This window comes from Streptomyces sp. NPDC031225, from assembly GCF_055570355.1.
On sequence record NZ_JBVIHJ010000005.1, the window covers coordinates 335,008 to 350,245 of the forward strand.

The 15,238-nt window shown below is 72.4% G+C and carries 17 protein-coding genes and 1 tRNA gene; 11 read left to right on the forward strand and 7 right to left on the reverse strand.

What is annotated here, in order from left to right; translation table 11 throughout:
* Positions 1-305 precede the first annotated feature (305 nt).
* Positions 306-1,451, reverse strand: a complete 1,146-nt coding sequence (locus ACZ48Z_RS11160) for a sensor histidine kinase (RefSeq protein ID WP_468735539.1) — start codon at positions 1,449-1,451, stop codon at positions 306-308.
* A 172-nt stretch (positions 1,452-1,623) separates the two neighbouring features.
* Between ACZ48Z_RS11160 and ACZ48Z_RS11165 the strand changes: the two genes are divergently transcribed.
* The 8 genes from ACZ48Z_RS11165 to ACZ48Z_RS11200 all read left to right on the forward strand — a co-directional run bounded on the left by ACZ48Z_RS11165 (position 1,624) and on the right by ACZ48Z_RS11200 (position 10,049).
* The gene (locus ACZ48Z_RS11165) at positions 1,624-1,992 is read left to right on the forward strand and encodes a DUF4333 domain-containing protein (RefSeq protein WP_468735540.1); all 369 of its coding nucleotides are present in this window, start codon (positions 1,624-1,626) and stop codon (positions 1,990-1,992) included.
* Positions 1,993-2,011: 19 nt separating this feature from the next.
* The gene (locus tag ACZ48Z_RS11170; RefSeq protein WP_468735541.1) at positions 2,012-2,695 is read left to right on the forward strand and encodes an ABC transporter ATP-binding protein; all 684 of its coding nucleotides are present in this window, start codon (positions 2,012-2,014) and stop codon (positions 2,693-2,695) included.
* A 15-nt stretch (positions 2,696-2,710) separates the two neighbouring features.
* Entirely contained in the window at positions 2,711-4,696 is a 1,986-nt protein-coding gene (locus ACZ48Z_RS11175; protein ID WP_468735542.1) for an FtsX-like permease family protein, read from the forward strand.
* 578 nt (positions 4,697-5,274) lie between these two features.
* Positions 5,275-5,976 carry a response regulator gene (locus ACZ48Z_RS11180; protein WP_468735543.1) on the forward strand — a complete coding sequence of 234 codons (702 nt, stop codon included), beginning with the start codon at positions 5,275-5,277 and terminating at the stop codon, positions 5,974-5,976.
* 88 nt (positions 5,977-6,064) lie between these two features.
* Positions 6,065-6,877, forward strand: a complete 813-nt coding sequence (locus ACZ48Z_RS11185; protein WP_468735544.1) for an SAM-dependent methyltransferase — start codon at positions 6,065-6,067, stop codon at positions 6,875-6,877.
* Between the two features lie 39 nt (positions 6,878-6,916).
* Entirely contained in the window at positions 6,917-8,320 is a 1,404-nt protein-coding gene (locus tag ACZ48Z_RS11190) for a glutamine synthetase family protein (RefSeq protein ID WP_468735545.1), read from the forward strand.
* 2 nt (positions 8,321-8,322) lie between these two features.
* On the forward strand, positions 8,323-9,510 hold the full coding sequence (locus ACZ48Z_RS11195; RefSeq protein WP_468735546.1) for an amidohydrolase family protein: 1,188 nt from the start codon (positions 8,323-8,325) through the stop codon (positions 9,508-9,510).
* Positions 9,511-9,512: 2 nt separating this feature from the next.
* Complete coding sequence (locus ACZ48Z_RS11200; RefSeq protein ID WP_468735547.1) at positions 9,513-10,049, forward strand: NUDIX hydrolase family protein; 537 nt, start codon at positions 9,513-9,515, stop codon at positions 10,047-10,049.
* A 9-nt stretch (positions 10,050-10,058) separates the two neighbouring features.
* Here the strand turns inward: ACZ48Z_RS11200 and ACZ48Z_RS11205 are convergent, their stop codons facing one another.
* From ACZ48Z_RS11205 to ACZ48Z_RS11215, 3 genes are all read right to left on the reverse strand, one after another.
* Positions 10,059-10,388, reverse strand: a complete 330-nt coding sequence (locus ACZ48Z_RS11205; protein ID WP_468735548.1) for a DUF2218 domain-containing protein — start codon at positions 10,386-10,388, stop codon at positions 10,059-10,061.
* Between the two features lie 108 nt (positions 10,389-10,496).
* Positions 10,497-11,426, reverse strand: coding sequence for a carbohydrate kinase family protein (locus tag ACZ48Z_RS11210; protein ID WP_468735549.1), 930 nt, complete (start codon positions 11,424-11,426; stop codon positions 10,497-10,499).
* On the reverse strand, positions 11,423-12,100 hold the full coding sequence (locus ACZ48Z_RS11215) for a class II aldolase/adducin family protein (RefSeq protein WP_468735550.1): 678 nt from the start codon (positions 12,098-12,100) through the stop codon (positions 11,423-11,425). Before ACZ48Z_RS11215 ends, ACZ48Z_RS11210 begins: the two co-directional genes overlap by 4 nt.
* 58 nt (positions 12,101-12,158) lie before the next feature.
* Here ACZ48Z_RS11215 and ACZ48Z_RS11220 point away from each other — a divergent pair, with 58 nt between their 5' ends.
* From ACZ48Z_RS11220 to ACZ48Z_RS11230, 3 genes are all read left to right on the forward strand, one after another.
* On the forward strand, positions 12,159-12,818 hold the full coding sequence (locus ACZ48Z_RS11220) for a TetR family transcriptional regulator (RefSeq protein WP_468735551.1): 660 nt from the start codon (positions 12,159-12,161) through the stop codon (positions 12,816-12,818).
* Between the two features lie 22 nt (positions 12,819-12,840).
* The gene (locus ACZ48Z_RS11225; protein ID WP_468735552.1) at positions 12,841-13,128 is read left to right on the forward strand and encodes a DUF1905 domain-containing protein; all 288 of its coding nucleotides are present in this window, start codon (positions 12,841-12,843) and stop codon (positions 13,126-13,128) included.
* Positions 13,129-13,193: 65 nt separating this feature from the next.
* Positions 13,194-14,204 carry a glycoside hydrolase family 43 protein gene (locus tag ACZ48Z_RS11230; protein WP_468735649.1) on the forward strand — a complete coding sequence of 337 codons (1,011 nt, stop codon included), beginning with the start codon at positions 13,194-13,196 and terminating at the stop codon, positions 14,202-14,204.
* Here ACZ48Z_RS11230 and ACZ48Z_RS11235 read toward each other — a convergent pair.
* The 3 genes from ACZ48Z_RS11235 to ACZ48Z_RS11245 form a co-directional block, all read right to left on the reverse strand.
* On the reverse strand, positions 14,194-14,451 hold the full coding sequence (locus ACZ48Z_RS11235) for a hypothetical protein (RefSeq protein WP_468735553.1): 258 nt from the start codon (positions 14,449-14,451) through the stop codon (positions 14,194-14,196). The genes ACZ48Z_RS11230 and ACZ48Z_RS11235 overlap by 11 nt on opposite strands.
* A gap of 244 nt (positions 14,452-14,695) precedes the next feature.
* Positions 14,696-14,769 (reverse strand) — tRNA-Pro (locus ACZ48Z_RS11240).
* A 103-nt stretch (positions 14,770-14,872) separates the two neighbouring features.
* A complete protein-coding gene (locus ACZ48Z_RS11245) occupies positions 14,873-15,232 on the reverse strand; it encodes an MmcQ/YjbR family DNA-binding protein (protein ID WP_468735554.1) in 360 nt (119 codons plus the stop codon).
* Between the last annotated feature and the right edge of the window lie 6 nt (positions 15,233-15,238).

Below are 15,238 nucleotides of genomic sequence, written 5' to 3' on the forward strand. Positions count from 1 at the left end.
CGGCCGCCCGACTTGGCGATGACCGCGCGCACCCGGAGAAGACGGCTGTCACCCGGGACGGGCCGCGGCCCCGCCGGGAGACGACCGCACCGGGTCACAAGGCGAAGACCGCCCGCGGTGCCCCGGCAAGACCGCCCGCCTAACCCCTGACAAGCCACGGCCCCACCCAGGGGAGGGGAAGACCCCACCCGCTTGACCCGGCGATGACCGACCACCCTGTCCAGCGAAGACCGCCGTCACCCATGAGGAGCCGTGGCCCCGCCGGGAGACGACCGCACCGGGGCACCCGGCGGTGACCGCTCGCGTCACCCCGGGAAGACCGCTCGCACCTCCCACCCGTGTCCGGCCCGCGGCCCCGCGTGCAGTTCCCCGCCCAGCGCCGTCACTCGCTCCTTGAGGCCGACCAGCCCGAACCCGCCCCCGTGGGCCGCGGCGGGCAACTGGCTGCCGCCGCGACCGTCGTCGGACACGGTCACCCCCAGGCGGGCCTCCTCGTACCGCAGATCGACGGTGACCTGGGTGGCGTCGCCCGCATGCCTCCGTACATTGGTCAGCGCCTCCTGCACCACACGGAAGGCCGCCGCCTGGACCTCGTGCGGGAGCGCGTCGGACACGGCGGGGCCGCGGAGCAGGGTGGCCTTCTGGACGGGGCTCGCGAATCCGTCGACGAGTCCGGCGATGCCCGCGAGGTCGCCCACCGGGTGGCGGTCCGCCGCGTCGTCGGTGTCGCGCAGCACGCCGACCGTGCGGCGCATCGAGGCGAGCGCCTCGGTCGCGGCACGCTCTATGCCGGCCAGCACGGGGTCGAGGTCGTCGGAGTCGTTGTCCGCCATCATCCGCGCCACCTGGGTCTGCACCAGGATGCCGGTGACGTGGTGGGCGACGAAGTCGTGCAGGTCGGCGGCGATGGCGAGGCGTTCCGAGCGCCGGGTCTCGCTGACGGCGACGGTCCGCCGGTAGTCCTGCGAGCGCAGATACGCCGCGAACGCCACGGTCAGCCCCACCAGGGCGAGCCCGACCAGCATGTACGCCAGCATGATGTCCGACTCGTGCAGGAACGGCCGTACCGGAAGCGCGAGCACGGCGCCCCCGTCGAGCGACGCGCACGCCACCACCGCGTTGCGCGGACAGTGCCGTACGGCGATGAACAGCAGGCACAGCAGGATGGCCGGCTCACCCGGGCCGAAGTCGGCGCCGGACCGCACCACCGAATCGACCGTGCACAGGAGGGAGGCCACGGCCGGTGCGGCCGTGCGCACCTGCGGGGTGAGCCAGGGGGGACGCCGGTGGGCCGGCCACAGTACGGCGGCGGCGCCGAGCAGCAGGACGGCCACCTGCGGCCAGTGGACGCCGTTGTCGGCGCCGGAGGCGAGGAGGTCGACGACGGCCGCCGCGACGAGGGCACCGAAACCTGCGCCCCCTACGCAGCCACGGACGGAAACGGACTTCATGCCGATCACGGTATGCGCAGCCGACGGCGCCGGGATCGGCCGAACGGTCGAGGCACCGCCGCGCCGGGCCCGGAACCGTGGCCGTTCGGCCGAGGCGGGCGCCCGGTCCCGCGGGCGAGGGTGGAGCCACTTCCCCGGGAGACCCCTCCTCCCCTGTCCTCAGGAGCACGTGATGCACAGCAAGTACGTCGTCGGCACCGTCGGTGCGGTGGCCGGAGCGGCCGTCGTGGTCGGACTCGGCGGCCACTTTCTGGCCGGTACCGAGTCGACCACCGCGCTGGACGCCCGGAGCACGGCGACCGTCGATGGTCACAAGGCGCTCGCCGCGTACGTCGTCGAGGGCCGCACCCAGAGCAAGTACCACCCGCTGCCCTGGGTGGGGGTGAAGGTCTCGGACGTCACCTGTCCCAGCGGGTTGAAGGCCGTCGCCGGCGCCTCCGTCACCTGCACCGGCAAGAAGAGCGACGGCGGGTCCGTCGACATACCCGTCACCGTGGTCAAGGCCTCGGGCACGTCCGTCACCTGGAAGTTCGACCGCTAGCAGAGGACCGGCTCACGTCATGAACACCGTCCTGGCCGGTTACGGCCTCGTCAAGAAGTACGGCACCACCACCGCGCTCGCCGGGGTGGACGTCGAGGTCGGCGAGCGCGAATCGCTGGCGATCATGGGCCCGTCGGGCTCCGGCAAGTCCACCCTCCTGCACACTCTCGCGGGCATCGTCCGCCCCGACGGCGGCGAGGTGCTGCTGCGCAACGACCGCATCGACCGGCTCGGCGAGAACCTGCTGAGCGCGCTGCGCCGCAGGCGCTTCGGGTTCGTCTTCCAGTCCGGTCAGCTGCTCCCGGAGCTGCCCGCCGACGAGAACGTGGCACTGCCGCTGATGCTGGAGGGCATGCCCCGCAGACAGGCCGTCGAGCGGGCCCGCCGCTGGTTCGCGCCCCTGGGCCTCGACGGCCTCGCCCACCGCAGACCCGGGCAGCTCTCCGGCGGCCAGGCGCAGCGTGTGGCGATCGCCCGCGCCCTGGCAGTCGAACCGGACGTGGTCTTCGCGGACGAGCCGACCGGCGCCCTCGACCAGGCCACCAGCACGGAGGTGGTCCGGCTGCTGACGTCCGTGACCCGCGACTCGGGCGCCGCCCTGGTGATGGTCACCCACGACGCGGACGTCGCCGCCCACTGCGACCGCGTCCTGCAGGTCCGCGACGGCCGTATCAGCGGCCACACCCAGTACACGGTCGCCTGAGCGGCAGGAGATGTCATGCGTTCCCTCGTCCCTTCCCTGACCTGGCACCTCGTGCGGTCCTCCGGCCGCCGCGGACTGCAGAGCCGGCTGCTCGCGGCCGGTGCCGCCGCCGTCGGCGCGTTCGTGCTGCTGGTGATGCTCGCCGCCGCCCTCGGTTCCGGCACCCGAGCCGACCGCACCGCCTGGCGGACCCCGGAGCCCTCGAAGCACGGCACCGCCGTCCAAGCACTCGCGACGACGTACGTACGCCACGCGCCCGTCACCGTCGTCTCCCTCGCCCAGCTCGCCGGGCGCCCCGGGACCCCCGCCCCGCCCGGCCTCGACGCCTTCCCGGCGAAGGGGTCGGTGTACGTCTCCCCGGCCCTGGCCTCGCTGCTGCACAGGCTGCCCGCGGACCAGCTCGCCGACCGCTTCCCGAAGGTGTCGTCGTACGGCACGATCGGCACCGCCGGTCTGGCCTCGCCGGACGAACTGGTGGCCGTCGTCGGACGGGCCCCGACCGATCCGGCGGTGTCCGACAAGGCCGCGGACTCCTCGGTGTACGACATCGACCAGGCCGCGCGTGCCGAGATCACCGGATTCTCCGGCACGCACCGGAGTCTGTTCACCTACACCGACCAGCCGACCGCGCTGCTGGGTGCGGCCCTGCTGGTGATGCCGGTGGTGGTGCTCGCCGCGGCGTCCGGGCGGCTGGGCGCGGCCCGGCGCGAACAGCAGCTGGCCGCGCTGCGGCTGGCCGGGGCGACCCCGCGGCAGATCGTCGGGATGACCGCGCTGGAGACCGCGGCGCTGGGCGCGGCCGGCGCCCTGACGGGTGCGGCGCTGTACGGGGTGCTGCTGCCCCTGCTCGCCGAGGTCCCGTACGGCATCGGCGGCTGGTACACGGGCGAGCTGTGGGTGGGACTGCCGTGGCTGGCCGCGGTGGTGCTCGCGGTCACCGGACTCATCACGGTCAGCGCGGTGTCGATGCTGCGCCAGGTCGCGACCTCGCCGCTGGGGGTCGCCCAGCAGGCGAATCCCCGGCGCACCCGCTGGATCCGGTTCGCACTGTTCGTGGCGGTCCTGATCTACGTCTGGAGCTCCACCGGCGGCCAGGTGTCGACCCGGCAGGTGGTCGTTCTGCTCCTGCTGTTCTACGGGGCGTTCTGGCTGTTCGGGCCGTGGGTGGTGGACCGGGTCGGCCGGCTGGTGAGCCGCTTCGCCCGCCGCCCGGCGACGCTGCTGGCGGGCCGCCGCCTGAGCGATGACCCCCGTGGCGCCTGGCGTACGGTCAGCGGTCTGGTGCTGGCCGGGTTCGCGGCGGGGTTCTTCGCGGTGAGCATGATCGGCACGGACGGCTCCGAGCACCGGGACCAGGTGGCCGTGGCGGGTGCCCAGGCCTCCGAGGTCCGTACGCTCCTGCGTGACGCCGGCATCGACGCGAGCGTCCGCACGGTGGGTGAGGACGACTGGGACGGGCTGCTCAGCGGCACGCCGGGCGTCATCGCCCACATCACCGGCGGCGGCCGGGCACGGCTCGACACCGCCGTCACCGCGCTCACCGACGCGAACCCGGGACGCCTCCCGTACACCCAGGACTACGCGACAGCGGGAGACCGCTCGGCCATCGGCCGCTTCGCCGAGGTCAGCACGGCGACGCTGGCCCTCAGCTTCCTCGTCGCCACGACGTCCGCCGGCCTCACCGCCGCCGCGGGCGTCCTGGACCGGCGCCGGATCTACGGCCTCCTCCGCCTCGCCGGCACCCCGTTGAAGGTGCTGGACCGGGCCCGGGCCCGCGAGACGGTGATCCCCCTGGTCGTCCTGGCCGGTGGCACCACCGCCATGGGCGTCTACGCCTCATACCGGCTCAACAAGGCCTTCGGCGCCTCCCTCGACGTGACCGGCGCACTGGAACTCGCGGTCTGCGTGGCCGTCGGCGCGCTGGCCATGTTCGCAGCGATCGGCGGCAGCCGCCCCCTGCTGCGAAGAGTGACGGAGGACGCGGCGAGAAACACGGCCTGAATCACGGCCCGAGAGCAACCGACGTCCGTCGGAAACGACACCGCAGGCCAGGGCCGGGGCGGGGCCGGGACCGGGGCGGGGGGCGGGGCGGGGCCGGAGCCGGAGCCGGGACGGAGGCCGAGACCAAAGCTGAGACCGAGACCGAGACCAGAGCCGAGACCAGGGCCGGGCCCAGGACCAGGGCCAGGGTCGAGACCGGAAGCGGGGGACCGAGGCCGGGACCAAGACCGCGAGGCCGGACCAAGACCGCGAGCCGGTTCGCCGTGGGAGGAGGCGGGCCGACCGGAACCACCCTCCCTCCGCCCACAAACAGCGTTCTCCGGTACGGCGTGGTGGGGCGGGACGCAGCCCGTGTCCGCCGACAACTCCCGCCAGGAACAGCGGTCCAGGGGTGCCGCCGCTCACCCCAGGCACCCCGCCCCGCACCGAGCTCGGACAACACCCCGGACCATCCGTCCCGGCGGCACCGCACCCACACCTGCCCCACCGCCCGGCGCCACCGCACTCACACCTCCCCCACCGCCCCGGCGCCACCGCACCCACCCCTCCCCCCACCGCACCTGAGGCATGATCGACCCATGACGAGCCCCACCCCGCCGGCCGCGCCCATCCGCGTGCTGATCGCCGACGACCAGGACATGGTCCGTACCGGATTCCGTTTCTTCCTGGACGCGCAGCCCGACATCACGGTGGTCGCCGAGGCCGCGGACGGGGAGGCGGCGGTGCGGCTGGCGCGGGAGCTGCGGCCCGATGTCTGTCTGCTGGACATCCGGATGCCGAGACTGGACGGGCTGGAGGCGACCCGCATGCTGGCGGGGCCCGAGGTCGCCGACCCGATGCGGGTGGTCGTGGTCACCACCTTCGACCTGGACGAGTACGTCTACGGCGCGCTGCGCGGCGGGGCCTGCGGATTCCTGCTGAAGGACTCCGGACCCACGCTCCTCGCGGAGGCGGTCCGCGCGGCTGCGGCCGGTGACTCGCTGGTCTCCCCCTCGGTCACCGTGCGCCTGCTGCGTCACCTCACGGCCGACGCGGCGCCACAACCGGTCGTCGCGGTTCGTCCGGCGCCGGTCACCGAACCCCTGACCGACCGTGAGCTCGACGTGGTCCGCCTGGTCGCCCTCGGCCGTACGAACGCCGAGATCGCCGCCGAACTGTATGTGTCGCTCTCCACGGTCAAGACCCACCTCTCCAGCGTCCAGCTCAAGCTCGCCGCACGGAACCGCGTCGAGATCGCGGCCTGGGCCTGGCAGAACGGCCACGCGCGGCCTGAGGACTGAGGGCTGAGTCACTCCCGTTTCCGGGACACGCTGATCATCGGGCGGCACAATGGCGGCAACGCCCGAAGGCACGAGAAGGAGCACAGTCGTGAGCGACAGCCACACCCCCTCGGGTGCGTCGGCGAGGCTGAACACAGGTGTGGCGCACAACGCGCGCGTGTGGAACTACTGGATCGGCGGCAAGGACAACTACGAGGTCGACCAGGGAGTCGGCGACCACGTCGCCGGGATGTTCCCGATCATCCGGGAGATCGCCCGCGCGGACCGCTGGTTCCTGGGCCGCTCGGTGCGCTTCCTCGCCGAGGAGCGGGGCATCCGGCAGTTCCTCGACATCGGCACCGGGCTGCCGACGGTGGACAACACCCATGAGATCGCCCAGCGCATCGCCCCCGAGTCGCGGATCGTCTACGTCGACAACGACCCGATCGTCCTGGTCCACGCCCGCACCCTGCTGACCAGCACCCAGGAGGGCGTCACCGACTACATCGACGCCGACGTCCACGACACGGCCGCCATCCTCGAACGCGCCGCGCGGACCCTGGACTTCACCAAGCCGGTCGCGGTGATGATGCTCGGCATCCTCAACTTCGTCCTCGACACCGAGGAGGCGCGGCGGATCGCCCGCGAGATCATGGCCGCGATGCCCGCGGGCAGCCATCTCGCCCTGACGCACCCCACGTTCGACGCCGACCTCGGCGGCGAGGGCCAGATCCCGGCGATGAAGTTCTGGAACGAGAACGCCACTCCGCCGATCACCGCCCGCAGCGGCGAGGACATCGCCACGTTCTTCGAGGGCCTCGACCTCCTCGAACCCGGTCTGGTCTCCTGCTCGCAGTGGCGTGCCGAGTCCGGAACCCCGGTCGTGGTACCGCAGTTCGGCGCGGTGGCCGTGAAACCCTGACGCGGGATCCGAACCAGCCGAGCCCGTCGTGGAGGACGTATGACCACCCTTGCCGATCCCGTCCCCGGCGGCCGTCCCGGTGACGTGAAGCGCGCCGGCGCGCTCTCCGAGGACCTGGCCGACCAAGGGGTGCGCGGCATCGTCCTGGCCTACGTCGACACCGCGGGCGTCTGCCGGGTGAAGACGATCCCCACGGCGAAGCTGGCCTCCGCCGCGGCCTGGGGCGTGGGCATGTCCCCGGTGTTCGACACCTTCCTGGCGAACGACTCCATCGTCACCACCGACACCCTGGGCTCCCCCGACGGCGACCTGCGCCTGTATCCCGACCTCGACCGGCTCGTGGCACTGGCCGGGCAGCCCGGCTGGGCGTGGGCGCCGGTGGACAGGATCACCCAGGAGGGCGCACCGCATCCGGGGTGCTCCCGCACGGCTCTCAGGCGGATCGTGACCGAGGCGGCCGAGCGGCACGGGATCACCTTCAAGGCGGGCGTCGAGATCGAGTGGGCGGTGGGCCGGGGCCCGGCGGCCGACGGCGCTTTCGTGCCCGCGGTGTCGGGACCGGCGTACGGCGCCACCCGGCAGGTGGAGCTCTCCGACTACGCGGCCGACCTGCTGGCGGCCTGCGCCGAGCAGGGCATCGAGGTCGAGCAGCTGCACCCCGAGTACGCGGCCGGGCAGTTCGAGATCTCGACGGCCGCCCTGGACCCGGTGGCGGCGGCCGACATCAGTGTGCTCGTACGGCAGACGATCAGGGCGGTGGCCCAGCGGCACGGGCTCGTCGTCTCCTTCGCCCCGTCGGTCTTCGCGGAGGGCGTCGGCAACGGCGGCCATCTGCACCTCTCCGCCTGGCGCGAGGGCGTGAACCTGCACTCCTCGGGCAGGGGCCGCTACGGCATGACGCCCGAGGCCGAGTCGTTCGTGGCGGGCGTCGTCGCCCACCTGCACGCGCTCACGGCTCTGACCGCGCCCAGCCCGGCCAGCTATCTGCGCCTCAAGCCGTCCCAGTGGGCCGGGGTGTTCACCGCGTGGGGCCGCGAGACGCGGGAGGCGGCCGTGCGGATCATCACCGGCACGGTGGGCCTGACCGACCGGGCCGCGAACCTGGAGCTGAAGCCGGTCGACCTGGCCGCCAACCCGTATCTGGCGTTCACCGGCCTGATCGCCGCCGGACTCGACGGCCTGACCTCGTCCGCCCGGCTGCCCCAGGAGATCACCGGGGACCCGGCTCTGCTGGCGGCCGATGCGGCGGCCGCCGCGGGCGTACGACGGCTGCCGACCTCCCTCTCCCAGGCGGTCAAGGCGTTCCGTGCCGACGAACGACTGCGGGCCGCGCTCGGCCCGGTGCTCGCCGACGCCGTGGTCGCCGTCCGGTTCGGCGAGGTCGATTCGGTGGCCGAGCTGGACGACGAGCAGATCGCGGCCGCCTACCGCTGGACGTACTGACCATGAGCGCGCACGCCGTCCACGAGGCCCTCGGCGCCGCCCGGCTGGTGGATCACCACTGCCACGGGGTGGTCACCGAGGGCCTCGACGGGGCGGGCTTCGCGTCACTGATCACCGAGGGCGCGGTCTGGCCGGGGATCTCCCCCTTCGACAGCCCGGTCGGCGTGGCGGTGCGTCGGCACTGCGCTCCCCTGCTGGATCTGCCGCGGCACGCGCCGCCCGAGGAGTATCTGGCCCGGCGGGCCGAGCTCGGCGCGCGGGAGGTCAACCGCCGCTTCCTGACCGCCGCGGGCACGGACGTGTTCTGCGTGGACACCGGGTACGCGGCGGAACGTCTCACCACTCCGGCGCAGCTGGCGGAGGCCGCGGGCGGGACGGCGTACGAGATCGTACGGCTGGAGGGTGTCGCGGAGGCGGTGGCGGCGCGGGGCGTGGAGCCCGACGCGTACGCGGACGTGTTCCGCGCTTCCTGTCTGGAGGCGGTGGGGCGCCCGGGCGTGGTCGCGGTGAAGTCCGTGGCGGCCTACCGGACCGGCTTCGACCTGGACCCGGCGCGTCCCTCGGACGAGGAGGTCACCCGTGCCGCCGCCGGCTGGCTGGCCCGGGGCGGGCGACTGGCCGATCCGGTGCTCGTACGGCATCTGCTGTGGACCGCCGTGGATCTGGGGCTGCCGCTGCAGCTGCACACCGGGTTCGGGGACAGCGACATCCGGATGCACCGTGTGGACCCGACCCACCTCACGGACTGGCTGCACCTGACCGCGGGCACCATCCCGGTCCTGCTGCTGCACTGCTGGCCGTATCAGCGGCAGGCCGCCTATCTGGCCGCGGTGTTCGAGCAGGTGTACCTGGATGTCGGTCTGACCCTGCACTACGTCGGCCCCGCGCGGTCCCGGGCGATCCTGGCGGAGGCGCTGGAGATCACGCCGTTCCGCAAGCTGCTGTACAGCTCCGACGCGTACGGAGTGGCCGAATTCCATCTGCTCGGCGCGCTGTCCTTCCGGCACGGACTGGCCGGACTGCTCCAGGAGCGGGTGGACGCCGACGAGCTGAGCCTGCCGGACGCGTTGCGCGTCGCGGCCTGGACGAGCGGCGACAACGCCCGCCGCCTCTACGGACTTCCTGCCCCGCCCCCGTCCCACCAGGCGAGCGCGACTCAGCGCCCGCCGTCCCCGGAAAGTATGATCTAGCAATGTCTGACTTGACCGAAACCACGCCCGGCTGGCTGAGCGCCGACGACCTCGAGCAGGCGCGCGCCCAGATGCCCATCCTGTACGTCGAGGCCGTGCCCGTGCGCGTCGACGACAGCGGCGAAGTCACCAGCGTCGGCCTGCTGCTGCGTATCGGCCCCGACGGAACGGTCAGCCGGACGCTGGTCTCCGGCCGCGTCCTGCACCACGAGCGGGTCAGGGACGCCCTTCTGCGCCACCTGGAGAAGGACCTGGGAGCCGTGGCGCTGCCCCGGGTCCCGGCCTCGCTCCAGCCGTTCACGGTGGCGGAGTACTTCCCGACCCACGGGGTCACGCCGTACCACGACCCGCGGCAGCACGCGGTGTCCCTCGCCTACGTCGTCCCGGTGGCCGGTGACTGCCGGCCCCGTCAGGACGCCCTGGACCTGGTGTGGTTCAGCCCGGAGGAGGCCCTGTCACCGGCGGTGAGGGGCGAGATGCCCGGCGGTCACGGGGTGCTGCTCAAGCAGGCGCTGGCCCACGTGGGCTGCGTCGTCTGAGGCCGCCCGTCAGTCGGTGTCCTTGCGCTGCGTCGTGCCGGGCTCGCCGGTGTCCCGGGTCCACTCGACGACCAGTTCGTCCTTGCTGCCGAAGCGGACCAGGTGGCTGCCGACGACGCCCTCCAGAAGGTCGAGGTGGTCGGCCTCGGTCTCCAGGGCGAGCAGCAGGGCTCCCTCGGTGGCGGTGAGGGTGCCCCTGCCGCCGTTCTGGAAGGCGATGCTGCCCGCACCGCTGTCCTCGTCCCAGCTGGTCTCGCTGCGGCGGCCCAGGTGCGAGGCGAGCTGCTTGGCGTAGCGGTGCGGGCGGTCGGTGGCGACGCGCGCTTCGGAGCGGGGCATGGGACGACTCCCTGTGGTGCGGTGCTGCGGGACGGCTCGATGCTCCCGCAACACCGGGCACCGTGGGCCCATTCCCCTCCCGTCACAGATCGCGGGGAGGTGTGCGGATCAGGCGCGCGTCTTGTGCGTCATCGAGAACTCGTCGGCCTCCGCGAGGTCGAACTCGCCGTGGTCGCTGCCCAGTCCCTGCGCCACCAGTGCCGCGGCGGCACTGCCGAGTACGGCCGCCTCACGGGGCGTCCGGTTCAGGCTGATCCCCCGCAGGAACCCCGCGGAGAAGGCGTCGCCGCAGCCGGTGGTGTCGATGACCTCGACGTCGAAGGCGGGGACCGTCTCCGTGCCCTCGGCGGTGACGAGGAGGGCGCCGTCGCCGCCGCGAGTGACCGCGACCAGGCCCACTCCGCCGGCCAGGAACTTCTTCGCGCCGGTCACCAGGTCCTGTTCCTCGCTGAAGCCGAGGACCTGGTCCTCGTTGGGGAGCAGGAAGTCGACGTGCGGCAGCAGCGGTTCGATCTGGTCGAAGGTGCCGAGTTCGCCGGGGGCGAGGAGGTCCACCGAGGTGACCACGCCGTGGTCCTTGGCGTGCGCCAGGATGCGCGCGGCGACTTCGGCGCCGATCAGCTCAGGACCGCCCAGGTGCAGGTGGGTCGCCTCGGCGACCGCGTCCCAGGGCACGTCGTCGAGGCCGTAGGTGATGTTGGCGCCGAGCAGGTGGAGGGTGGGGCGGTCGCCGTTGGGGCGGATGGGCAGGACGGTCGCGGAAGTGGAGGTGTCGATGCGGCGGACGAGCAGCGCGGTGTCGATGCCCGCCCTGTCGAGGAGCTGCGTGAGCAGGTCGCCGGTCGGGTCGGTGCCGATCGCTCCGGCGGTGCGCACCGTGGCGCCCAGCTTGGCGAGGGTGAGGGCGGTGCCGGCGGCCGTGCCGGCGGCGGTCATGCGGATGTCCTCGACCAGGGTCGTGCCCTGGCCCTCGGGTATCTCCTCGACCGGCCGGACCAGGACGTCCAGTACGTGCACACCCATGGTGACGACGTTCATCGGTTCCCCTCCTGAGCGGATTGCGTGGTGCCGTAGTTGCGGGCGAGGGCTGCCTCGATCACCGCGATCTGCTGCTGTTCGTCGAGGGCGCGCGGTTTCCCGAGCGCGGCCGCGTGCTGGTACACACCGCAGGCCCACTCCAGGAGCAGCGCGTGCTCGACCGCCTTGTCCAGGCTCGGGGCGTGGGTGACGGCCCCGTGGTTGGCCATCAGTGCCGCGCCCCTGCCGTCCAGGGCGGTGAGGACCGACTCGGCGAGGTCCGGGGTGCCGAAGGTGGCGTACGGGGCGACCCTGACGGTGCCGCCGAGGGCCAGCAACTGGTAGTGGATGCAGGGCAGTTCGTCGAGGACGAGGGAGAGCGCGGTGGCCATCGGGGCGTGGGTGTGCACGACCGCGGTGGTGCCGTACCGGCGGTAGACGCCCAGGTGGAGATCGAGTTCCGAGGTCGGCAGCAGACTGCCGGTCACGATCTCGCCGTCGAGGTCGACGACGGTCACCTGGTCCGGGGTGAGCTCGGCGAGGACCGCGCCGGTCGCGGTGATCGCCACGTAATCCCCGGCCCGTACGCTGACGTTGCCCGCCGTACCGATGAGCAGGCCCTCGGCTCCAAGACGGCGGCAGGCGTCCGCCACGGCGGCCCGCTCCTGGTCCAGCGCCGGGCTTGAGTCGGTCATGCGCGCGACGCTAACCTAAACCTGAAACAAAGTCACGTTCACATTCGGAGGTTGTCACGTGGGTGAGCCCACCCCGGACGCCGACTCGGCGGCCTGGATCGCGTCGCTGCGCCGCACGCCCCAACAGGCCCGCAGCCGGGCCCGGTTGGCCAGGGTGCTGGACGCCGCCGAACGCATCCTGGTCGAGGAGGGCGTCGAGTCGCTCACCACGACCCGGATCGCGTCCGAGGCGCGGGTGTCGGTCGGGTCCCTGTACCAGTACCTGCCCGACCGCGGGGCGATCATCGAGGCGCTCGCAGCCGGCTACTTCGCCAAGCTGGAAGCGGCGATGGACGAGCTCGTCCGGGCCGCGTCCGCCGAGCGCTGGACGGACCCGGTCGGCGTCCTCATCGACGCGTACGCCGAGATCTACCGCACCGAACACGGCTTCCGCGCCCTGTGGTTCGGCAACGGTCTGACCGAGCGGACCCGGGCCGCGGACCGTGAGCACAAGCGCCGGATGGCCGACGGGATCCGCCGCATCCTGCTCGCCCTGCACCTCGCCGAGGACGACGAGAACCTCGCCCGCGTCTGCCACGCCGCCATGCTCGCCGCCGACGTCCTCGCCCAGGAGGCCTTCCGCCGGGACACGAAGGGGGACGCGGCGCTGCTGGAGGAGGCGAAGATCCTGCTGCGTGGTTATCTGACGGACATCGCGGCGCGGTACGACGTGTCCTGACGTGTCCGAGAGACGGGGCCCCATGCGACTCGCTTTCACCGGCCGGGTGATCGAATGGCGCGGCCCGGCGCCGTTCTACTTCGTCCCCGTGCCCGAGCAGGAGTGCGCCGACATCGGCGAGGTGGCCCGGATGGCCACGTACGGCTGGGGCGTGATCCCGGTCGAGGCCCGGATCGGCGAGGTCACGTTCACGACGTCGCTCTTCCCGAAGGACGGCGGCTATCTGCTGCCGCTCAAGCAGGCGGTGCGCACACCGCAGGGGCTGGCCGTCGGGGACGACGTGCGTGTGGAGTTGACGGTCCGCTTCTGACGCCCACGGCACCTCGCCCGGTCAGCACGTCCACGTATCGTTCAGCTGTGATCCAGACCGAGCCGATGCGCCTGCCCGACATGCCGCTGCACGACCCGTTCGTCGTCGCCGACGAGGAGACGCGGACGTACTACCTGTACACGTCCAACGAGCCGTCCGTGTCCGGGGTGGAGGGCGTCGGCACGATGGTCTACCGCAGCCGTGATCTGCGGGACTGGACGCGGCCGGTCGTGGTGTTCCGGACCGGTGAGCAGGAGGGGATCTGGGCGGGTGACGGCGGCTGGGCGCCGGAGGTGCACGCATGGGCGGGCAGGTACTACCTGTTCACCACCCTGCACGACGAGAACAGCCCGCTTCCGGTGCCGCCGTCCGGCCGGTGGGGTACACCCTTTCAGCTGCCCAACCATGCGCGCGGCACGATCACGGCCGTGTCCGACTCCCTGCTGGGGCCGTTCCACGTCGTCGACCCGACCGGGCCCACACCGCCCGCGCATCTCATGACCCTGGACGGCACGCTGTACGTCGATCCGGCCGGGCAGCCCTGGATGGTGTACGCGCACGAGTGGCTGCAGACCGTCGACGGCACCATCGAGGCAATCCGGCTGGCTCCGGACCTGACCGGGACGATCGGCGATCCGGTGTTCCTGTTCAAGGGATCGGACGCCTTCTGGCTGGGTGAGCAGATCCCCGCGGGCGTACCGCACCAGCTCGCGCCCTACGTCACCGACGGCCCGCAGCTCCACCGCACCCCGGACGGCGCCCTCCTCATGCTGTGGTCCACGTACGAGAAGGACACGGCCGGTGCGGACGGCACGGTCAGCGGTGGGTACGTGCAGACCTACGCCGTCTCCAGGTCCGGTGCGCTGACCGGCCCCTGGGAGCAGCGCCGGCCGCTGGTCCGGGACGACAGCGGGCACGGCATGCTGTTCCGGGCCTTCGACGGCCGGCTGATGATGATCCTTCACCGTCCCTTCGAGAACGCCCGGGGCAAGCTGTACGAGGTGGGGTTCGAAGGGGACGAGCTGCGGGTGCTGCGGCAGTGCACCGACCTCGACGGCGACGAAATCAGCATCTGAGGTCCGCGTTCTGCGCGGCGGAGATCACCCGGTCCCGATCGGCGGCGCTCAACAGCCCAGCGGAGAGCCAGACTTCGGCGAGAGCGCGTACCTCCTGCATGAAAGCTGCCGCCGCCGCGAAGGGCGCCCGCGCCCGCAACACGTCCAGGAACGTCAGCCCGTCGCCGCGCGACCGGTTCGGGACGCCCGAGTCGGCTCCGCCGAAGACGATCACCGGTTCTGGACCGGAACCGCACCACCAGGGCACAGAAGTTCACCTGGAACGCCGACGGCACCCCGAACTTCGGCACTCCGGTGGCGCTGGGCGTCCCGTTGACGTCACCGTCGGGCGAATAGGAGGTCCCGCCCGCCACTCGGGCAACGTCACGGCCGTGCGCCGACCGACCTACGCCGAGGTCGGCGCACGACTCGGCCCCACAGCACGAGGCTCAATCCCACAGCACGCGAAAAAGGGCCCCGCAGGCTCTCGCCTGCGAAGACCCTTCGCACCGTCGGGACGACAGGATTTGAACCTGCGACCCCTTGACCCCCAGTCAAGTGCGCTACCAAGCTGCGCCACGTCCCGGTGCCTGTCTGACCTGGGGTTTCCCCTGGCCGAACGCGCAAAGAAACCATACCGCACTCGGGTCGGTGGTCGCGCACCCCTTTCCCGGCCGAACCCCGGGCCGTCAGTCGGAGCCCGGCCGCCCCAGTTCCGGATACACGTCGAGCAGCCGGGGCGGGGCCGCCTGGCGCCATGAGTCGGCGAGGATGTCCCGCAGCTCCTCCTCGTCCTCGACCGCGGCGAGGCGGGCGCGCACCCAGGCGAACTGCGCTTCGTGGTCGGCGATCCAGAACTTCCCCGGCTCGGCCAGCACCAGCTCGTCCCGCTCCTCCTTCGGGCAGCGCACGGCGATGGAGGTCTCGTCCTCGGGCAGCGTGGCGAACATCTTCCCCGCGACCCGGAACGTGGGCATGTTCCAGGCGATCTTCTCCGTCGTGTCCGGCAGGGACAGGGCGACACGGCGTACGTCTTCGGCGTCCGGCATGACAGG

Coding starts and splice junctions, on each gene's coding strand:
- ACZ48Z_RS11160 (WP_468735539.1), bottom strand. CDS start 1,451: ATGAAGTCCGTTTCCGTCCGTGGCTGCGTAGGGGGCGCAGGTTTCGGT.
- ACZ48Z_RS11165 (WP_468735540.1), top strand. CDS start 1,624: ATGCACAGCAAGTACGTCGTCGGCACCGTCGGTGCGGTGGCCGGAGCG.
- ACZ48Z_RS11170 (WP_468735541.1), top strand. CDS start 2,012: ATGAACACCGTCCTGGCCGGTTACGGCCTCGTCAAGAAGTACGGCACC.
- ACZ48Z_RS11175 (WP_468735542.1), top strand. CDS start 2,711: ATGCGTTCCCTCGTCCCTTCCCTGACCTGGCACCTCGTGCGGTCCTCC.
- ACZ48Z_RS11180 (WP_468735543.1), top strand. CDS start 5,275: ATGACGAGCCCCACCCCGCCGGCCGCGCCCATCCGCGTGCTGATCGCC.
- ACZ48Z_RS11190 (WP_468735545.1), top strand. CDS start 6,917: ATGACCACCCTTGCCGATCCCGTCCCCGGCGGCCGTCCCGGTGACGTG.
- ACZ48Z_RS11195 (WP_468735546.1), top strand. CDS start 8,323: ATGAGCGCGCACGCCGTCCACGAGGCCCTCGGCGCCGCCCGGCTGGTG.
- ACZ48Z_RS11200 (WP_468735547.1), top strand. CDS start 9,513: ATGTCTGACTTGACCGAAACCACGCCCGGCTGGCTGAGCGCCGACGAC.
- ACZ48Z_RS11205 (WP_468735548.1), bottom strand. CDS start 10,388: ATGCCCCGCTCCGAAGCGCGCGTCGCCACCGACCGCCCGCACCGCTAC.
- ACZ48Z_RS11210 (WP_468735549.1), bottom strand. CDS start 11,426: ATGAACGTCGTCACCATGGGTGTGCACGTACTGGACGTCCTGGTCCGG.
- ACZ48Z_RS11215 (WP_468735550.1), bottom strand. CDS start 12,100: ATGACCGACTCAAGCCCGGCGCTGGACCAGGAGCGGGCCGCCGTGGCG.
- ACZ48Z_RS11225 (WP_468735552.1), top strand. CDS start 12,841: ATGCGACTCGCTTTCACCGGCCGGGTGATCGAATGGCGCGGCCCGGCG.
- ACZ48Z_RS11230 (WP_468735649.1), top strand. CDS start 13,194: ATGCGCCTGCCCGACATGCCGCTGCACGACCCGTTCGTCGTCGCCGAC.
- ACZ48Z_RS11245 (WP_468735554.1), bottom strand. CDS start 15,232: ATGCCGGACGCCGAAGACGTACGCCGTGTCGCCCTGTCCCTGCCGGAC.